Here is an 18,466-nt window from a genome sequence, read left to right on the forward strand (position 1 = left end):
ATCTGCGGGTCACAGCACGGTCTTTCGCTCTGGGGGCGAAACTCCGCTCCTTGCCCTGCTCCGCAGGAGTCCGTTTCCTCTCCGCCCTGAAGGGCGGAGTATCCACGGAGGAATCCGATGAACATCGATATCCCCGAAGGCAAGGATGCGATCGAGTACGTGTGGGGGGAGATGATCCCCGGGATCGGGATCGCCGCCGCGAATTTCTCGATGTCGGTGTATGCCCACACGACCCTCGGACTACGCGAGTTCGAGGCCGCGCGGTTGCGGATCGCACAGATCAACGGGTGCATCTTCTGCCTTGACTGGCGGACCGAACGGGACGGAGCGAAGGTCGAGGAGGAGTTCGCCGACGCGGTGGTCCAGTGGCGCACCACTGACGCCTTCGACGACCGGACCCGGTTGGCCGCCGAGTACGCCGAGCGGTACGCCCTGGACCACCACGGCCTCGATGACGAGTTCTGGACTCGGATGACCGCGCACTACAGCCAGCCCGAGATCGTGGAGCTGAGCATGAGCATCGGCTCGTGGCTGGCGTTCGGCCGGCTCAACCATGTGCTGGGCCTCGACACCGTGTGCGCGCTGCCCGGGCACTGAAGTGGTCCGGGGCCGCTCGGTGAGCCCGCCCGGCCCCGGGCTTCGATCTCACCGTTACAGGTCGGCGGCGATGATCTCTTCGATGTTCCGTTCGGCGAGCGCGGTGATGGTGACGAACGGGTTGACACTGGTGTTGCCGGGGATCAGCGAGCCGTCGATGACGTACAGGCCGGAGTAGCCGTGGAGGCGGCCGTAGTTGTCGGTGGCCTTGTTCAGCACCGCGCCTCCGAGCGGGTGGTACGTGAGGTGATCGCCCCAGATCTTGTAGGTGCCGAAGAGGTCGGTGCGGTAGATCGTCCCCTCCGCCTTGTTGATCTTGTCGAAGATCGTCTTGGCCGCGTCGATGGACGGCTGCTTCCAGGAGGTCTGCCAGCTCAGATCGACCTTGCTCGTCGCGGCGTTCCAGGAGAACTCGGCTCGGTTCGGGTTCTTGGTGATCGACAGATAGAACGAGGCGTACGTCTCGATCCCGGTGGGCAGCGGCGCGACCTCGGCGAACGCACCACCAGCAGCCCAGTTGTCGATGCCGCCCGTGGGTATGGACGCCTGGACCTTGCCGGTCGGGTCCCACAGGTGGTTGGCGCGGCCGCACATGACGTTGCCGTTGTCGCCCCAGCCCTTGCCGATCTCGTCGTTCAGGCGGGGCAGCGCTCCGGTGGCCTTCAGCGTGACCAGCAGCTTGCTGGTGCCGACGCTGCCTGCCGCGAAGAACACCTTGTCCGCGGTCACGGACTTGGTGGCCGTGGTGTCCCCGTTGGTGTCGATCTGGTCGATGACGACGGTGTAGCCGCCACCGGCCGCCGGGGCGACCGAGGCGACTTTGTGCAGTGGAGAGATGGTGACCTTGCCGGTGGCCCTGATCTGGGCGATGTAGGTCTTCGGCAGCGACTTCTTACCGTAGTTGTTGCCGTAGAGGATCTCGCCGTCCAGCGCCGATCTGGGGACGGTACCGGCCGCCTCCTGCTTCATGTAGTCCCAGTCGTACACGGTGGGAACGAAGACGAACGGGAAGCCGGAACGCTGGGCTTGCTTACGGCCGACCCGGGCGTACTGGTAGCACTCGGCGGTCTCGAACCAGGCCGGGTCGATGGTGTTGACCCCGAGCCCGGCGTTGGCACGCGGGTAGTAGACGTCGTACATGTCGTCGGCGTTCACCGACGGGAGGATGGCGCCGAAGTTCTCGCGCTTGGGAGTGACCGCCATGCCGCCGTTGACCAACGAACCGCCTCCGACACCGCGCCCCTGATAGACCGTGATGCCGCCGAATTCCTCGGCGTCCAGGATCCCGGTGTAGCGGGAGATGTCCTTGTCGATGGGGAAGCCGAGGAAGTTGCTGAGGGGCTGTTTGGTTTTGGTGCGGAGCCAGTAGGACCGGTTGTCCGGCTGGGTCGTGTTGGCGAAGATCTTGCCGTCCGGGCCGGGCGTGTCCCAGGCCATGCCCATCTCGATCATGTGTACGTCGACGCCGGCCTGGGCGAGACGCAGGGCGGCGACGGAGCCCCCGTATCCGGTGCCGATCACCAGGGCCGGGACATGGGTCCCGGAGTCGATCGGAGCCGCAGTGGAGACAGCTTTCGCCTGAGCCGGGGCGGCGTGGCCGATGAGAGCCATGGCTCCCAGAATAGAACTGGTTCCTGCGATGAACCTTCGACGCGAGACACTCTTGGATCCAGCATCATGCATGGTGGTGTCACTCATGTGGCGTCCTTCACTCTCGACAGAGTGAAGCAGGTTCTACTGTCGATTGCGCGCAAAGTCACTAGATACTTATAGGTAACTTCTGCCTGATCACGGACTCCGGGCAGCACGGTCCGGCACAACTGACGCCCGCGGGTTGCCCGAGGACTCGCGACCTCTTGATGTCCTGAGCTCGGCTACGACCGCCGCACCCGTGCCGTCAGCCTGCTGCCGAGCCGTCTGCCGAAGCCACCCGGCCGGTTCCACGCCCGGAACGCCTCCGCCGTGCGGCTGCTGCCCGTACGCTCGGCGGCCTCCTCCACGGCCGCCACCTCACCGGCGGACAGTCCGCGCACCACAGGCCGCAGCACCTCCTCCAGCAGCGCCGCCCGGGTCTCGTTCCAGGCGCGGCCCGCATGCGGGTGGGAGCTCCAGACGGTGAAGCAGTCGGCCACATAGGCGGTTTCGGAACGCAGCCGGCCGAGGACCGTGTCCTGGCGGGCAGCCCTGCCGTAGGCCGCGATGAGGCCCGCGTCGTCGCTGTGGACGAACGCGTACAGCTCGGCCTCGGGCCGGTCCGGAGCGAGCAGCCTCCCGGCCAGGGCGCCGAACGCCTGGTCGCGCACGCCCGGCTCCACCGGTTCGGCCCCGGCGCACAGCTTCCGGGCCCGTTCCGCCCAGCCGGGCTCCGCCGCCCCCGACCGTATGCCCCGTGCGAAATCCAGGAGCAGCAGGGCGCCGCGCACCCGCGCGTCGATCTCCTGCGGGAAGCCGCGCAGCAGGTCATGGGCGAGTTCGGGGGCCTCCTCGTCGTCGGCGGGGGCGCCGAGCGCCGCCGCGACGAGAACGGACCACGTACCGGCCGTACGGTGCGCGTCGGAGGTGGTCCCGCCGAGCAGCAGCCGCGCCTCGCCCGTGGTGGGCGTGTCCTCGCCCCAGACCAGCCCCACCGCCGTGCGCAGCACCAGTGGTTCGGTGAAGGGTGACATTCCACCGGCGCGGAGCACCGTGTGCAGCACCTTCACGCGGTCGCCGCCGCCCGCCCTGGCGTCCGGTGCCGCCGCGCACATCCGCAGATGCGGCAGCGCCTGCGTCCCGGTGAACGGCAGGGCGACACCGGTCAGCAGCCGCTTTGTTCCCGCCGGATCGTGCGGGGCGATCCGGTCCAGCTCGCCCAGCAGCGCGGTACGGACATCGAACTGTTCGTCCAGGAGGTCGAGCAGCACCGGCCCGCAGCCGGCCGCCCCTTCGTCCAGCAGGGACCGGGCCATCCGGTGTACGACATCGGGGAGCAGGTCCGCGCAGTCCACGTCGAGCAGCCGCGCGATCCGCAGCAGCTGCACGGTGCGCGCCACACTGCGGCCGGGCGCGGTGGGCACGGCGGGCGCACCGGTGGCGAGTTCGGTACGGAGGTCGTCGCCCAGGGCCGTGACGAGTGCGGCGGAGGCACGTTCCCCGGCCGGTTCGGCGAAGGTCGAGCGCGCGGGGGGTTCGAGTGTGACATCGCCTCCGTGTACCGCCTCCGTCACCAGCAGAGCGGCGAGCGATGCGGTCGTGGCGGCGGGCGACCGCCCATCGAGTGCGGTCAACAGCCGTGCCACACAAGCGAGTTCGGTGCTCGTGCGGTCGACGCCGGGGGCGGTCAGCGCGTCGGTCAGCAGCCGCGTCCGCTCCTCGTCCAGCGCGTACGGCCGTTCGGCGGCCCAGTCGGCCGCCGCGGCACGCTCGGCGGGGCCGAGCGCGACGCCCGCGCAGAGTGCCGTGACGGCGAGTGGCCCGGCGGCGAAGGGCTCTCCGGGCAGCTCCGCCGCCGCCCGGAACAGCTCCGGAGACCGACTCCGCCAGATCCGGGCGCAGGTCTCGGCCCAGGTGTCGTCCACCGGTCCTTCCGGGCGTGGCCCGGTGCAGGTGTGCACCCGCAGTCCGTTGTCGGAGCCGTTCGGTTCCGGTACGTCCTGCGGCAGCACTCCGACGACCTGGTGCGGAGACTGCGCCGGACGGCGCGTGTAGGTCGTGAAGGTCAGCCGCCGCGCGTTCTCCGGCGGGAGTACGGCCCCGGCCAGGGCGATCCACCGGGCCACATCGGCGCTCTGCCGCTCCACGAGGACCACTCGCGTCGACGACGATTCCTCGCTCGTCCGGCGCAGGTCGGCGAAGACCGCCGCCAGCCAGGGGCTCCGGGAGACCGCGAAGTCGTTCAGCGCCTCCGGCCCGAAGGCGGCGGAGGCGGGCAGGGAGGCCATTCGGCCGGGCGTGCCGCCGTGCGGTGTGGTGGAGGCCCAGTTCGGCGACCGCCAGGCCGTGATCGCCGGAACGTCGCCCGGCAGCCCGGTACCGGCCGGCAGATGCACCGCGTGCGCGTGGAAACGGCCGGCGCCGGAGCCGCCGAGCGCTACCGTACGGCTCAGCAGATGGCTGCCGTCGGACAGCGCGCTGAAGCTGAACGCCTCGGGGAATGACCGGAGTTCAGCGGTCGTGGGGTGGTACGGGGCCCCGGCCGGCGGCTCGTAGCCGAGGAGCTGCTCGGCCTCGGCCAGCACCGGCGTGGGTATACCGGCGCTGACCGCAGTGAACCGTGCGCCGCCCCCGTCGTCCCCCGCAGAGGCAGAGGTGTAGTGCAACTGCGCGAGGCTCATGCGTCGGCCCTCTTCGTCCTTGCCGCGAACGTCCCCGTACCGTCAGCACGCCCGCTCCGTCGGCCGTCCGTCGAGGGCGGGCCGTCCGGGCGCAGCGACGACCCCGGCGGGGAGCGGTCCGCAATCGCGGGAGCGACGCTATCAAGGCACACCGCTCCCGCATGCACCCTGCCGGAAGGTCACCCGGGCAACCCTCGTTGAGGCGTTCAGCCCAGCGGGACGGTTCGCAGCGCCCGTACGCCCGGCGCGGTCGGGGTTCCGACGTTCAGCTGGCCCTTGTCGGCGGAGGATGCCGCCGAGTCCGCACCCACCGGTGTGCTGGTCATCGGCCGGGATGCGGCACAACGCTGCTTCTCCGCCTCGGACATGGGGCCGGTGCGCTGGAGGATGCGGTCCGGTACGGCACGCGAGGCGCCGTCGATGACCGCGTGCAGCCGGTAGTCGTCCTTGCCGCTGAGGAACCAGCCCTCGACCCGCTCCCGGCTCGGCTGCATCTCGACCCAGCTCACTTCACCGGGCTGGATCTTCTCCACGATCTCCCGCCGGTCGCTGCTGAACCACTGCCAGGGCCGCTGCCAGCCCTTCTCGTAGGCGAGGGCGAACTGCGTCGCCATCGGGCGCTCCTTGATCCGCTTCTCGTCCTCCGTGCGGTCGCCGGTGGTGGGCAGCCTGGCGACCTCCGAGAGCGCGAGGTTCGCGTCCACATACGTCTGCGAGATGCTGTCGTGGCTGCGCTCGGCGTAGGTGAGGACCCGGGTGTGCTCCAGCGGATTCCGGGTGCAGTTGATGAAAGCCTCGCCGACCACCCGTGCCTGGTCGTAGTAGCGGAAGGACATACGGGTGTCGGGCCGGAAGGTGCAGGCGTTCTCGCCGTTGCAGGCGGCGGCCGCGTTGTGCAGCGTCTTCTCGCGCTCGTTGCCCTTGTACGCCTCCGAGCGTTCCAGGTTCGTCTTGGCCACCGTCTTGTCCAGCGCGGGCGGCACCTCCACGGCACGCACCTTGGTGACCATGGGCGAACAGGTCACATGAGTACGGGTGTCGGTGACCTTCGAGGTGAAGGTGAGCAGCGGCTCGTTCTCCGTGGCGGTGAACTCGTACGTCCGCTGCGCCCAACGGCCGGGCCCCGCCTTGCCCTTGATGCGGCCCGGGTCGCCCGCCGTGGTGACCGGCGTGACCGGTCCGCCGGAGCCTTCCACGGTGTACGGCTGCCCGTCCGCCACCTGCTCGGGGGTGCATTCCTTGGAGACCGCCGGACTGTCCTCGTAGCTGACGGTGACCCTGGCCCCGGAACGGACCCCGCGCAGCCGCTGCCGCAGCGTGTTGCCGTCCTTCTGGAGCGCGACCCCGTGAGCATGGTCGGTGCGGCCCGAAGCGGCCGGTGAATAGCGCTGGTTGGAGCCGGTCCAGAAGTCGATGCCGACGGTGGTGGGGCCGTCGTTCGTCATGGCGGGGTCGGCGAAGTCGCCGTTCAGGACCGGGACGGTCTGGGAACCGGCCGCGGCTGCGGCACCCGCCGGAGCGGCTCCCAGCGCGGGGGACAGTACGATCCCGGCGACGCCGACGGCGGCCAGGGTGCGAAGAGGGAGAGTCATGACTTTTTCTGCTCCTGTCGGCGGGGGTCAGTGCTGGGCGGGCGGCAGGGCGTCCTCGCGCTCGGGCAGGGCACCCCGCGGTACCAGACCCTCGGCCGGAACATCCCGCAACTCACCCTGTGCGGAACGGGTGTTGTCGTCGTCGCCCGCCGTGTTCTGGGCGGGCCGCTTACGCCCGCAGATGCTGTCCGGGACGGGGTAGGTCTGGGCCACGAACGTGCTGCTGTTGACCATGGACGGGCTGTCCACCGCGATGCCGGTGATCTTCTTGCCCCGGTCGGTGACCAGGCTGCCGACCACCCGCCGCATGGCCGCACTCGCACCGAACACCAGCATGTCGTAGGGCTTGACGGTGGTCTTGTACGTCGTGGTCTCGGTGTTGTCGACCGTCCAGGACTTGGAGTACGTCGCCTTGAAGGCGGCCTGGAACGCGAGTGCGGCTGTCAGGGTGCCGGATGCCTTCGCTCCACCGGTGACGGTGGTCTTGTTGCCGTTCGTCGAGGTGGGTCCTTCCTTCATGTTGGGCGTCGTGTTGGTCATGCTCGTCTCGTTGGCGAGGTTGGTGGAGACCTCGCCGGTGGCGGAGACGGTGCCCGTGGCGGTGACACTGCCGGAGATCTCGCCGCCGATGTTGTCGGTGCTGCTGGTGCGCAATGTCACCGTACGGTCCACGTTGATCTCATCCACCGTGCAGTTGACGACCGCGTTGCCCAGCGACTTGACGGCGGTGGCGAACTCCCGGTCCTTCGCCGGGTCGATCTTGAACGTGCAGGCGCTTCGCCTGGCCTTGTTCTTCTCGCAGTACTTCAGGACCTCACTGACCTTCGCCGCCCGGTTGTCGGCGGTGAACGCACGGGCGGTGGGCACCTGTTCCGCGCCTCCCCGGCTCTCGTCCGCCATTGCGGGGGCGAGCGGGGCGATCAGGCCGAGGGTGATCAGGGGCAGGACCAGCGTGGAGCGGCGCAGGGCGCGCTTGGGCATGAGGAGTTCCTTCCGGCTGTGGCGAGAAGCCACGGGGGAGCGGGGAGCGGGGGGAGCGGGGTGCTCAGGACCCGAGCAGGGAGCAGAGCTGCGAGACGGGGAAGGCGGACTGGCTGTCGTCGGCCGCTCCCGCCGGCAGCGAAGCGGGAAAGTCCGCACAGGTGGTCTCGACGGCGGAGGCCGCATTGTCGGACGGGTCGGGCTTGAACGAGTCGATGGTCCCGGTCATGCCCGAGATCCCGTCCTCTTCGCGCTCGCCCTTGCCGCTCAGCTTCGCCATGCACGAGGCGGACCCCGGCGGGCACTCCTCCAGCTTGTCGCCGGCCGCCTTGATGTCCTTGTCCGCCTGGTCCGCCGCGGCCTGGTTCTTCTCCTGCGCCTTCTCGATCTCTGCCGCCTCCTTGGCGTTGGCCTCACGGTCCTTGCACGCCTGGTCGTCCGGCTTGCACTCCTCGGCGGGAGCGGCGCCCCGGACGGCGGTGACGGACTGCGCGTACGCGGGAGAGGCGAGCCCGAACACCGGCAGGGCGGTCGACAGGGCGAGGGCGGATGTGAGCACGGCGGCCCGCAGAACGGGGCGGCGACGGTGGGCAGGCAGCAGTGGACGCACGGGGGCTCCAGGGCATCTGTGGGGTGAGAGGGAACGGGCCCAGGGCGGGGCGCGAATCGCCACCAAGATCACTGAGCGCATGGCCGAAGCTACCCAAGTCCGGCCCGAAGACGCCGAGGACACACGGAAGTTACGGGTGCGGTGGCAACCTCACCGTATCGGCGTAGTGGCGCCCGGACCCGGGGAACCCGACGAGGCGACGGCGACCGGTCCGCCCGACCCCGTAACGCTGCCCGAACCCGCCTGCGTTCTGCCCCCTAACCCATACAGCGGCCCGTCGCTCGGGTGGACAGTGCCGTTTCGGCTCGCGTTAACGATCTTGGTCGGTCACTCTTCAGGAGAGCGCGGCGGCTGTGACCCGGTCCGCCGGGCATTGCCGCGGGCATCCCACGCCCGCCGGCCGGTCACGCCCCGGACCCGCCCCGCGCCTCACCCATCCCCCGAATCGAAGGACCCTCATGTCCCGTTCCACGCGCCGCCCGCTGCGCCTGCGCGCCCTGACCGCCGTCGCCGTGACGGCCGCCGCGCTGACCGCCGTTCCGGCCACCACCCCCGCCGCCGCCGACGAGGGCAACCCGACCGTGCTCGCCTGGGGAGCCGGCCGCACCGGACAGCTCGGTAACGGCACCATGACGGACAGCCTCAGCCCGGCCTCCGTCACCAGCCTCTTCCGGGGCGACGTCAGCCAGATCTCGGCCGGCGGAACCTCCTCCGCAGACTCCTTCGCGCTCGCCCGCACCCACAACACCGTCAAGTCCTGGGGCAACAACTCCGCCGGACAGCTCGGCAACGGCGGCCGCAGTGACCAGCCCGTCCCCACCCTCGTGCCCCGCCTGAGCAACATCAAGGACATCGCGGCGGGCGGCGAGCACGCCCTCGCCCTCGACACCAGCGGCCAGGTCTTCTCCTGGGGCGACAACTCCTACGGCCAGCTCGGCAACAACCGCACCGGCGACAGCCGGGCCGTCCCCGACCGGGTCCAGGGCATGCCCAAGGTCAAGCAGATCTCCGCGGGCTGCGACTTCTCCCTGGCGCTGCTGGAGAACGGCAAGGTGTACGCCTGGGGCCGAGGCGTCTACGGCCAGCTCGGCAACGGCAGCCGCGCCGTCAGCTCCGTACCGCGTCAGGTCGAGGGCCTGGAGAACATCACCAAGATCGACGCGGGCTGCCACCACGCGCTGGCCCTGACCGTCGACAACACCGTCAAGTCCTGGGGCTACAACCTCTACGGCCAGCTCGGTAACTCCTCCACCAAGTCCGCCGTGTCCCCGGTGGACGTCGACTGGCTGGAGGACGTCTCCGACATCGAGGCGGGCGCCAACCACAACTACGCGATCACCAGCGACAGCAAGGTCTGGGGCTGGGGCAACAACCAGTACGGCCAGCTCCTGGAGACCGACGAGGCGTTCGACAACAACATCTCGCGCGCCAACCACACCGCACCCATCGAGATCCCCCGGCTGGAGGGCGTCCAGCACATCGCGGCCGGTGCACGCCACGGAGTCGCCGTCACCGCCGACGACGTCGTCACCTGGGGCCACAACGGCGAGGGACAGCTCGGCAACGGAACCACCGTCTCCCGCTTCGACTCCGTGAAGATCCTGAACGAGGGCTCCGCGATCAAGGGCGTGGCCGCGTCGCTGGGCGGCAACACGACGTACGCGTACTGAGCCCCGCTGCCCGTCCCCGCATTCCTCACTCACCTCAGAGAGGCCCCGCATGACCAAGCGACGCACGGTGCGCACCGCCGCCACCGCGACCCTGACCCTGGCCGCGCTCGCCACGGCCGCCCTGTCCGCGTACGCCGCCGCCCCCAGCGACCCATGGGTACGTGGCTGGGGAATCAACAACCTCGGCCAGCTCGGCAACGGCAGCATCGTCAACCAGCCGACCCCCGCCGACGCCCAGGGCATCGCCCGCGACGACGTACGGGAACTGTCCGGCGGCGGTGACGCGGACAAGAACACGTTCGCCGTCGCCCTCCTCAAGGACGGCACGGTGAAGTCCTGGGGCGCCAACCTCACCGGCCAGCTCGGCAATGGCACGACCACCAACCAGAGTTTCCCCGCCACCGTCGCCGGGCTCTCGGGCATCGGCGAGGTGGACGCCGGCTTGAACCACGTCCTCGCTGTACGCGGTGGCCGGGTCCTCGCCTGGGGCAGCAACGCCAGCGGTCAGCTCGGCAACGGGGTGACCGCCGCCGACCCCGCCGGCGTGCAGAAGACCCCGGTCGAGGTGCAGAGCCTCAATAAGGTCAAGGACGTCGGAGCGGGCTGCGACTTCAGTGCCGCCCTGCGCCAGGACGGTACCGTCTGGACCTGGGGAGCGGGAGCCAATGGCCGTCTCGGCACCGGCGACAACACCAACCGCAACACTCCGCAGAAGGTCAAGGACCTCACCGACGTCGTCTCCATGTCCGTCGGTTGCTACCACGTCCTTGCCCTTACGGCGGACGGCGCCGTCAAGTCCTGGGGCTACAACGGCCTCGGTCAGCTCGGCAACGACTCACTGACCGACAGCAACGTCCCGGTCGACGTCCAGCAACTCGAAGGCGTCGCCAAGCTCTCCGCCAACACCTACAGCAGTTTCGCCATCCTGGACGACGGCAGCGTCAGCGCCTGGGGCAAGAACGACGTCGGCCAGCTCGGCGACGACACCACCATCAACCGCACCACTCCGGTCCCGATCGATGTCCTCCAGGGCGTCACGGACATCGCGAGCGGGCTGGACTACACCATCGCCGCCCGCGATGACGGCTCGGTGATCGCCTGGGGCGCCAACGCCAACGCGCAGCTCGGCGACGGCACCGTCAACCCCACCCGAAAGCCGGTGACCGTCCTTCCGGCGGGTAGCGCCATCCTGCGCGTCGCGACGACGGAACTGGGCAAGTCCAGCTTCGCGTACTGATCCGAGCCGGCGGTTACGTCCTTGCCGCCCCTGCCCGGCGCGCGGCAAGGGCCCTGCCCAGTGTTCCCCCGTCACTTCAACGGTCAGCCGTTCACGGCGTACGCGACGAAGCCGGTCCAGGCGGCGGGGGAGAGGGCGAGCTGGGGGCCCTGCTCGACCTTGGAGTCCCGGACGTGGACGGTGGTGGGGCAGGTGGCTACCTCTACGCAGGAGTCGCCGGAACCGCCGCTGTAGGTGGACTTGTGCCAGGAGAGGGCGACTTCTACGCAGGAGTCGCCCTGAGATCCGCTGTAGCTGCTCTTGAACCAGGCCAGGTCTGTTGTGCTCATAGCGCTCCTCGCAATTGCTTCAACAGGCTCAAGGAGTCCTCTGAGGCGAGAGCCTGCGAGCGCATCTTGGCATATCGCTGATGGAGAAAGCTGATGGACCTCGGCTCAGAAATGAAGTGCCCCGTGTCCTGACCTTCCGAGTACCCGAGCCAGCGGTTGTCCGGCGTCTCCAGGAGCTGGAGAGGGCCGTCGAGTCCGGCGTGCGTAGGCTGCCGCAGAGGCATGATTTGCAGCTCTACGTTTGGGTGATGCTCAACCAGGTCCAGCAGATGGTCGAACAACTCTCGTGTCACCTCCTCGCCGCCAGAGTGCCGCACCAGTACCGCCTGCTCCACGATGAAGCTGAAGTCAGTGGCTGGCTTCCGCTTGGTGGACAGCAACTCCTTCCTGGTCATCCGTGCGGTGACGCGCTGTTCGATCTCGTCCTCGGACGGGAGCGGTGGAACGGCATACGAGATGGAGCGGGCGTACGCCTTGGTCTGCAACAGTCCCGGAACCACCCGGCACTCGTACGTGTAGAGGCTGATCGCATCCGCCTCCAACTGCGCCCACTGCCGGAACCAACTAGCCAACCCCGGCCGCCGCGACAAGTGCTTGGCCGCGGCCTTGATGACCCCGAAAGCGTCCAGCACGTCCTCCGCTCTGTCGACGAAAGCCGGTGGCGGAAACCGTCGCCCCTGTTCGATCGAGGCCACCGTCGGTACCGAGTACCGCACCAGTGGCGCGAACTGCTCCTGTGTCAGCAGCGCTCGTTTACGGAAGACCTTGACGACCTCCCCGAACGCCTTCAGGCTGTCCGAGGGTTCCGGCTCCCCGTTCGCGCCCGTCGTCCCACCCGTTTCGCCGACACCGTCCGTCATGTCCGGCCACCTCCCGTGCCCTGCGCCTGTCCTGGTCCGCAACTCGCCCATGGTCACAGGCTGTTACGCGTACTGTCTACGCTCCGCGCCCGTACGCTGACTCAGCGTACGGGTTGCTGAGCTGGTCCGATGGGCGTTCCGGCCGTCACGGTGGGCGCATGGAAGCACTCTCCACTCCCCAACCACCTTTCACCGTGCGTGTGTTCGCGCAACGCTTCAGCTCCACACCGCGAGGAGCAAGGCTCGCCCGGCATCTCGCACTCCACGTGCTGCACGACTGGGGCATCCCGTACCGCAGTGACGCTTCGGAGACGGCGGCGTTGATCGTCGCCGAGCTGGCCGCGAACGCGGTAACGCACGGCAGGGTGCCGGGCCGCGACTTCGAGTTGCGGCTGACGCATGCGCCGGGTGACACGCAGACACTCGGCGGCCTGCGCATCGAGGTCAGCGATACGCGGGGCGAGCAGCGCCCGCCGGAGCCGGGGGAACTTGTGCCGCCGCCGCCCGGTTCCGGCAGCGGGCACGGGTTGATTCTGGTCGAGGCACTGGCCGACCGGTGGGGGGTGCTGGACCGCGTACCGCTGGGCAAGACGGTCCGCGCCGAGCTGGACCTGCTGTACTGACCGGCGCGGGACCGCCCGTCGCGCCCGAATCACTCGGGCAGTGAGGACGCCTCACCGAAAGCCGCGAGCAATTGGAGCGGAAACTCGGGATCGGCCTGGCCGGTGGTCAGCGCGAGCCACCGGCCGGGAGCGGCCGGTCGCCAGACCTGCATGCTGCCTGCGACGCCGCACAGGAAGCTCAACGGCTCGGGTGCCACGAGCCCGGGGTCGGGACTGTCGAGTCCGAGGTACGGCCACAGGTCGACGGTCTCCGGGGTACCCCAGCGGTCGGTCAGAACCGCAGCCAGCGTCGCCAGATCGCCTTCAAGCGCCTGCTCGGCCGCCTCGACGATCTCCTCACTGCGGTCCTCCCAGAAGTCCTGGCTCTCCCGGAGCACGGCCAGGTGATATCCGGGGCCGCTCCACCGTTCCCCATCCCCCTGCTGCTCTTCCTGGTCGGGGAACGGCAGGGCGCTGAGGCTGTCGATGACGGACAGTTGGTCATTCATCGAACGCGTTGAACGCCGGCTCTGCACGGTCGCAGCCTAACCAAGCCTCGATCCACGGATCAACGTCCGTTCCAGGGACCGGACATGAAGAAGCGGATGCTCTCTGAGCCGGGACGATGCGACTTCCTGCGGTTGCACACCCGCAGATTGAGGGAACATCTGCGAGCTGCGAGCTGCGAGCTGCGGGCTGCCCATGCTGCTCCTGTGGTCACCTGCGACGCCCGTCGCCTGGATCGGGGGTCGGCGATCGCGGTCGACGTGGGCTGGTTCAGTCCGGGATGGCGGCGTCGACCAGGGCGGCGGCTACGGTGCGGGCCGCTGTTTCGGCGCTGGGGTTGCTGTCCAGCCAGGCGCTGATTCCGGCGCCGTCGTAGAGGATCACCAGTTGGTGGGCGAGTGACTTCGCGTCCTTGGCGCCTGCCTGCCGGGCGAGGTCGTAGAAGAGCTCGTGCAGCCAGACGCGGTAGTCCCGCGCGGCGTGTTCGACGACACCGCCGGGCGGGGCGTCGGCACTCGCGCAGATGAACGCGCAGCCACGGAACCCCGGCTCGGTGAACGACAGCCCCTGCACCTCGAACGCGCCGACCAGGCGCTCCTTCGGGGTGTCGTAACGCGCTTCGAGCTCGTGTGCCATGCGCTCGGCGGTCGCGGCGTGCCGCGCCTGGAGGTAGGCCCGGACCAGTCCGTCCTTGCTGCCGAACGCGCTGTACAGCGTCGCCTTCGCGACTCCGGCGTGTGCGATGACCCGGTCGATCCCGACCGACTGCACACCCTCGGCGTAGAACAGCTCGTTGGCCGCGGCCAGCAGCCGCGCCCGCGCTGCCGCGCTGCGTGCCTGCGGTGAGAGCACCTTCGTAGACATATCCACACGGTAGCAGACAGGTCTGTCTGTCTTCAATGATTGCGCATTACCCTTGACGCATCCAGACAGGTCTGTCTAGATTGGAGATGTTAGCCGGACCCGACGGTCCGGAGAACAATTCGGAAAGGTGCATCCCATGTCTGTGGAGCACGCGAACCCCGACCTGCACCCCATTACTGCCCTGGTCACCGGGGCCACGTCCGGCATCGGCCGGGCGGTCGCCAAGAGGCTCGCCGCCGACGGAATGTCCGTCGTCGTGGCCGGCCGCAACGCCCAGCGCGGCGCCGAGACCGTCAACGAGATCACCGCGGCCGGCGGCCACGCGCGGTTTGTCGAGGCGGACCTTGAGGACCCGGCCGGCATCGACCGGCTCGCCTCGGAGGTCGGCGAGATCGATGTCCTGGTCAACAATGCGGGGCAAGCCATCTGGGCACCGACCGAGGAGATGAAGGTCTCCGACTACGACGCGATGTTCGCCGGCAACGTCCGCGCCCCGTTCTTCCTCGTGGCGGCCTTCGCCCCGGCCATGGCGGCGAAGGGATCGGGCAGCGTGATCAACATCGGCAGCATGGCCGGCAGCCTCGGCCTGGCCAACGGCGCCGCGTACGGTGCGACCAAGGCCGCGCTGGCGTCACTGACGCGAGGCTGGACGGCCGAGTACAGCGGCCGCGGCATCCGCTTCAACACCGTCGCCCCCGGCCCCGTCTACACCCGGCCCGAGGCACGCGACCTGTTCGACGCAATCGCCGAGACCACCGCGATGAAGCGAGCGGCCGAACCCGCCGAGATCGCCGAAGTCGTCGCATTCCTCGCCTCGCCGAAGGCCGGCTACGTCACCGGCGCGACCGTCGCCGTCGACGGCGGCCGCACCGCCATCTGAGCCCGCCGGCTCTGAGACTCGCCCACTTCTGGGTCGAGGCGCTCCAGCCCTGTCTTCGAGGCCGACGCGCAGCGGCTGGGCGCGCTCGGCGCGTCCCGGAGCCGCGATGTCGCCCAGGGGCCGGCTCGCTCAACCAGAGGCATCGATCTGCGGAGGGCTGCCGTGCACGCCGCGCACGAGGTGCGCGACGCGTCGGTCCCTATACGTCGCGGGCGATGGCGATGAATCGTTCGAGCTCGCCGGGGATGTCGGGGCCGGTGGGCTGGTAGGAGATTTCGGTGATGCCGTCTCGGGCGTAGGCGCTGAGCCTGTCGCGGATGCGGTCGGGGGCTCCGGTGACGGTGGTGGAGGTGATGGCCTGCCAGCTTCCCGCGTTCCAGGCAGCGGTGTCGGCCGCGTTGAGGTCGGTGAGGTGCTGGTCGTGTACGGCCAAGTGGCGTTGGGCTCGGGGATGGGCGGTGATGGCGTCGAGCCAGACTTGTCCGCCGGGCAGGGCGGTGGGGTCGCCGCCGAATTCGTAGGCGGCGTGGTAGGCCAGAGCGTTGCCGGGTCCGGCGGCGGCGCGGACGCGCGGGGAGTCGAGTGGTTCGTCCTCGCCCAGGACGGTGCCGTGGATGCCCAGCGCGGCCCAGATGAACTCGTGGGCGTGGGCGGTCTCGCCGTTGACGCTGAAGAGGCCGTCAGCGATCTCGCGGGTGACAGCGAGACCTTTGGGGCCGAGCGCGGAGAGCAGTACCGGAATGTCGATGGGGCGCTGCGGTGCGTTCGCGCCGGGATGCATCATGCGCATGGGGGCGCCGTCCCATTCCACGGTCTCACCGCGCAGCAGACCGCGCACCGTTCGGACGTAGGTGCTGAGATAGGACCAAGTGGCCGCGGGTGCGCCGAGGGCGCGCGTGCCGTTGAAGCCGGTGCCGAAGGCAAGGGCCACGCGGCCGGGTGCGAGGGCGGCGAGAGTGGCGGCGCCGGAGGCGTTGACCATCGGATGGCGCAGTGTCGGGACGAGGACACCGGGGGCGAGGCCGATGCGGCGGGTGCGTTCGGCGGCCAGCGCCAGCATCGCCCACACGTCGGGACTTTGGGAGGGTGTGTCGTAGAGCCAGGCGCGGTGGTAGCCCAACTGATCCGCGACGGCGATGTGTTCGGGCGAGTGCAGGGATGTGGCGAACTGACAGGAGATGTCCATCGGTCAGGCTCCTTGGGCAGGAAGGAAATTCCTCACCTCGCAGGCTCAAGCCTTCGGGGCTCCGAGCTGGACGGGGTGATCGATCGGCACGTGTGGCGTCAGCGGAGTGGGGCTGATCTGAATGCTCTCTGTCCGCGGGTGGTCACGACGGGCCCACGAACTGAACGACATTGTCGGATGCGCCGTTGCACTATCAGATTTGCGCTCTGCCGCCATCAACGAATAGTTCGATTCCCGTGACGAAGCTGGAGTCATCCGAGGCCAGGAAAAGCGCCGCCTTGGCAACTTCGTCGGGCTCCCCCATGCGGCCCATCGGAATGGTGGACGCAATCCTCTCGATGGCGTCCTGGGGTTGCGCCGCCACAAGCGGCGTCTCGATCGGACCAGGGCTGAGGACGTTGGACCGGATATGGCGATCCTTCAGTTCTACCGTCCATCCTCGAACGAAATTCCGGATGGCAGCCTTGCTGGCGCCGTAGACCGAGAACTCGGGTGTTCCCTTGACGCTCGCAACGGAGCCCGTGAGGATGATGGAGGCACCGTCATTCAAGAGCGGTAGGGCCTTTTGTACCGTGAAGAGTGCCCCCTTCACGTTGATGTCGAAAATTTTGTCGAAATGGTCTTCCGTGACGTCTTCCAGCGAAGCGAACTCGGCCAGACCGGCGTTGGCGAAGACGATATCGATTCGCCCCTTCGCCTTGACGGTCTCGTAGAGGCGGTCAAGGTCGGCCAGATCGGCGACGTCACCCTGAACGCCGGATACGTTGCTGCCGATTGCCTGCACGCCCTCATCAAGTTCTTTCTGGCGGCGGCCCGTGATGAAGACATAGGCGCCCTCTCTGACGAAGAGTTTTGCTGTGGCCAGACCGATCCCTGTGGAGCCACCGGTGATGACCGCCGTTTTTCCCTGTAGCTTGCCCATGGCCACTGCTCCCGATAGTGGTGGATACGGATGGTCGGATGGTCCGGGTTCATCCCGGATGAAGCAATCATTATTCGGAAAGATCAGGCCGAGCCGATACATGCACGCCCAATGGCGAATTAAACAGCCAAGCGGCGGTCCGGGCGGTGTTGTCTGCCGCACCTGGTGGCCGAGAAAGTGGCGCCGACCGGCGCGACGAATAGCAGCGCGGACGCGTCGGCGCATGACCAGGTCGTGAGCATCGCTGGGGGCTTGGCTGTCGGAGCGGACGGTAATCGATGGCCTGGACGTTCTGCGTCACGGCGCGAGGTTGCGACCGCGGGCCCGGAACCGTGCTCCGCGATGGTTCTCTCGGGTGGTGATGGGGGCGGGATCACCCGGGGCGGGTAGTCAGGGATCTGTGCCGCCAGTCCCTTTCCCGTACTCGCCCCTTTGAGGAGCCGTCGTGAAATTCGGGGTCTCGACCTTCATCACCGACCAGGGCATCCGCCCGACCTCGCTCGGAACCGCCCTTGAGGAACGTACGTTCGATTCGTTGTTCATCGCCGAGCACAGCCATGTCCCGGCGAGCCGCGAGACGCCCTACCCGGGCGGTGGCGAGCTGCCGGAGATCTACTACCGCACCCTCGACCCCTTCGTGGCACTGACCGCGATCGGTGTGGTGACCGAGCGGCTGCTGCTGGGTACCGGCATCGCGCTGATCCCGCAGCGCGACCCGATCATCACGGCGAAGGAGGTGGCCTCGCTCGACCTGGTCTCCGGTGGCCGGGTGATTCTCGGCGTCGGTGTCGGCTGGAACCGTGAGGAGATGAGGAACCACGGCACCGACCCCTCCACCCGCGGCCGGCTCACCGATGAGCGGCTGCGTGCCATGCGGGAGCTGTGGACCGAGGAGAAGGCCGAGTTCCACGGCGAGTTCGTGAACTTCGATCCGGTCTTCGCCTGGCCCAAGCCCGTGCAGCGCCCCCATCCGCCGATCTACGTCGGCGGCGGCGAGGGCGCGTTCCGACGGGTGGCGCAGCTCGGGGACGCGTGGCTGGCCAACAGCATGTCGCCGCAGGATCTCGGTCCGCAGATCGAGCGGCTGCGCGCCCTCGCCGACCGCGAAGTGCCGGTGACGGTGTACGCGGCTCCCGACGACCCCGAGCAGATCGAGGGCTACATCGGTCTGGGGGTCGAGCGGCTGTTGTTCTACGTACCGACGATGCCGGAACGGGAGACGCTGGAGTACCTGGACCGACTGGCCGAAGTCGCTGCCCGGTACCGCTGAGGCGCCCGAGACCGCTGCACTTCGGGAGCGGGACCGATCCGAAAGT

Annotated in this window: 17 protein-coding genes; 6 read left to right on the top strand and 11 right to left on the bottom strand. The window is 68.8% G+C overall.

What is annotated here, in order from left to right:
- Window positions 1-117 precede the first annotated feature (117 nt).
- On the top strand, window positions 118-597 hold the full coding sequence (locus ACZ7IB_RS42325) for a carboxymuconolactone decarboxylase family protein (RefSeq protein WP_470920162.1): 480 nt from the start codon (window positions 118-120) through the stop codon (window positions 595-597).
- A gap of 54 nt (window positions 598-651) precedes the next feature.
- Here the strand turns inward: ACZ7IB_RS42325 and ACZ7IB_RS42330 are convergent, their stop codons facing one another.
- From ACZ7IB_RS42330 to ACZ7IB_RS42350, 5 genes are all read right to left on the bottom strand, one after another.
- A complete protein-coding gene (locus ACZ7IB_RS42330; protein WP_470920163.1) occupies window positions 652-2,295 on the bottom strand; it encodes a GMC oxidoreductase in 1,644 nt (547 codons plus the stop codon).
- A gap of 176 nt (window positions 2,296-2,471) precedes the next feature.
- Window positions 2,472-4,910 (bottom strand): GTPase-associated protein 1-related protein, encoded by a 2,439-nt coding sequence (locus ACZ7IB_RS42335; RefSeq protein ID WP_470920164.1) that lies wholly within the window; start codon window positions 4,908-4,910, stop codon window positions 2,472-2,474.
- A gap of 206 nt (window positions 4,911-5,116) precedes the next feature.
- Window positions 5,117-6,502: a hypothetical protein gene (locus ACZ7IB_RS42340; RefSeq protein WP_470920166.1), complete on the bottom strand. Its 1,386-nt coding sequence runs from the start codon at window positions 6,500-6,502 to the stop codon at window positions 5,117-5,119.
- Between the two features lie 27 nt (window positions 6,503-6,529).
- Window positions 6,530-7,483 (bottom strand): hypothetical protein, encoded by a 954-nt coding sequence (locus tag ACZ7IB_RS42345; protein ID WP_470920167.1) that lies wholly within the window; start codon window positions 7,481-7,483, stop codon window positions 6,530-6,532.
- A gap of 64 nt (window positions 7,484-7,547) precedes the next feature.
- Window positions 7,548-8,093 carry a hypothetical protein gene (locus ACZ7IB_RS42350; protein WP_470920169.1) on the bottom strand — a complete coding sequence of 182 codons (546 nt, stop codon included), beginning with the start codon at window positions 8,091-8,093 and terminating at the stop codon, window positions 7,548-7,550.
- Window positions 8,094-8,551: 458 nt separating this feature from the next.
- Here ACZ7IB_RS42350 and ACZ7IB_RS42355 point away from each other — a divergent pair, with 458 nt between their 5' ends.
- Both ACZ7IB_RS42355 and ACZ7IB_RS42360 read left to right on the top strand, forming a co-directional pair.
- Window positions 8,552-9,763 carry an RCC1 domain-containing protein gene (locus ACZ7IB_RS42355; RefSeq protein ID WP_470920170.1) on the top strand — a complete coding sequence of 404 codons (1,212 nt, stop codon included), beginning with the start codon at window positions 8,552-8,554 and terminating at the stop codon, window positions 9,761-9,763.
- 49 nt (window positions 9,764-9,812) lie between these two features.
- On the top strand, window positions 9,813-11,000 hold the full coding sequence (locus tag ACZ7IB_RS42360; RefSeq protein ID WP_470920172.1) for an RCC1 domain-containing protein: 1,188 nt from the start codon (window positions 9,813-9,815) through the stop codon (window positions 10,998-11,000).
- 83 nt (window positions 11,001-11,083) lie between these two features.
- Here the strand turns inward: ACZ7IB_RS42360 and ACZ7IB_RS42365 are convergent, their stop codons facing one another.
- Entirely contained in the window at window positions 11,084-11,329 is a 246-nt protein-coding gene (locus tag ACZ7IB_RS42365; RefSeq protein ID WP_470920173.1) for a DUF397 domain-containing protein, read from the bottom strand.
- Window positions 11,326-12,189, bottom strand: coding sequence for a helix-turn-helix domain-containing protein (locus ACZ7IB_RS42370; protein ID WP_470920174.1), 864 nt, complete (start codon window positions 12,187-12,189; stop codon window positions 11,326-11,328). The genes ACZ7IB_RS42365 and ACZ7IB_RS42370 overlap by 4 nt, the downstream gene beginning before the upstream one ends.
- A 158-nt stretch (window positions 12,190-12,347) precedes the next feature.
- Here ACZ7IB_RS42370 and ACZ7IB_RS42375 point away from each other — a divergent pair, with 158 nt between their 5' ends.
- The gene (locus tag ACZ7IB_RS42375) at window positions 12,348-12,812 is read left to right on the top strand and encodes an ATP-binding protein (protein WP_470920175.1); all 465 of its coding nucleotides are present in this window, start codon (window positions 12,348-12,350) and stop codon (window positions 12,810-12,812) included.
- A 29-nt stretch (window positions 12,813-12,841) separates the two neighbouring features.
- Here the strand turns inward: ACZ7IB_RS42375 and ACZ7IB_RS42380 are convergent, their stop codons facing one another.
- Both ACZ7IB_RS42380 and ACZ7IB_RS42385 read right to left on the bottom strand, forming a co-directional pair.
- Window positions 12,842-13,300, bottom strand: a complete 459-nt coding sequence (locus ACZ7IB_RS42380) for a hypothetical protein (protein WP_470920177.1) — start codon at window positions 13,298-13,300, stop codon at window positions 12,842-12,844.
- A 268-nt stretch (window positions 13,301-13,568) separates the two neighbouring features.
- Entirely contained in the window at window positions 13,569-14,162 is a 594-nt protein-coding gene (locus ACZ7IB_RS42385) for a TetR/AcrR family transcriptional regulator (protein ID WP_470920179.1), read from the bottom strand.
- Between the two features lie 136 nt (window positions 14,163-14,298).
- Here ACZ7IB_RS42385 and ACZ7IB_RS42390 point away from each other — a divergent pair, with 136 nt between their 5' ends.
- The gene (locus tag ACZ7IB_RS42390) at window positions 14,299-15,042 is read left to right on the top strand and encodes an SDR family NAD(P)-dependent oxidoreductase (protein WP_470920181.1); all 744 of its coding nucleotides are present in this window, start codon (window positions 14,299-14,301) and stop codon (window positions 15,040-15,042) included.
- Window positions 15,043-15,241: 199 nt separating this feature from the next.
- Here ACZ7IB_RS42390 and ACZ7IB_RS42395 read toward each other — a convergent pair whose 3' ends face one another.
- Window positions 15,242-16,228, bottom strand: coding sequence for an LLM class flavin-dependent oxidoreductase (locus ACZ7IB_RS42395; protein WP_470920182.1), 987 nt, complete (start codon window positions 16,226-16,228; stop codon window positions 15,242-15,244).
- 193 nt (window positions 16,229-16,421) lie between these two features.
- Window positions 16,422-17,150 carry a glucose 1-dehydrogenase gene (locus ACZ7IB_RS42400; protein WP_470920213.1) on the bottom strand — a complete coding sequence of 243 codons (729 nt, stop codon included), beginning with the start codon at window positions 17,148-17,150 and terminating at the stop codon, window positions 16,422-16,424.
- Window positions 17,151-17,595: 445 nt separating this feature from the next.
- Here ACZ7IB_RS42400 and ACZ7IB_RS42405 point away from each other — a divergent pair, with 445 nt between their 5' ends.
- Window positions 17,596-18,420 carry an LLM class F420-dependent oxidoreductase gene (locus ACZ7IB_RS42405; protein WP_470920184.1) on the top strand — a complete coding sequence of 275 codons (825 nt, stop codon included), beginning with the start codon at window positions 17,596-17,598 and terminating at the stop codon, window positions 18,418-18,420.
- Window positions 18,421-18,466: the final 46 nt, after the last annotated feature.

The sequence above is a fragment of the Streptomyces sp. NPDC037301 genome (assembly GCF_055602785.1).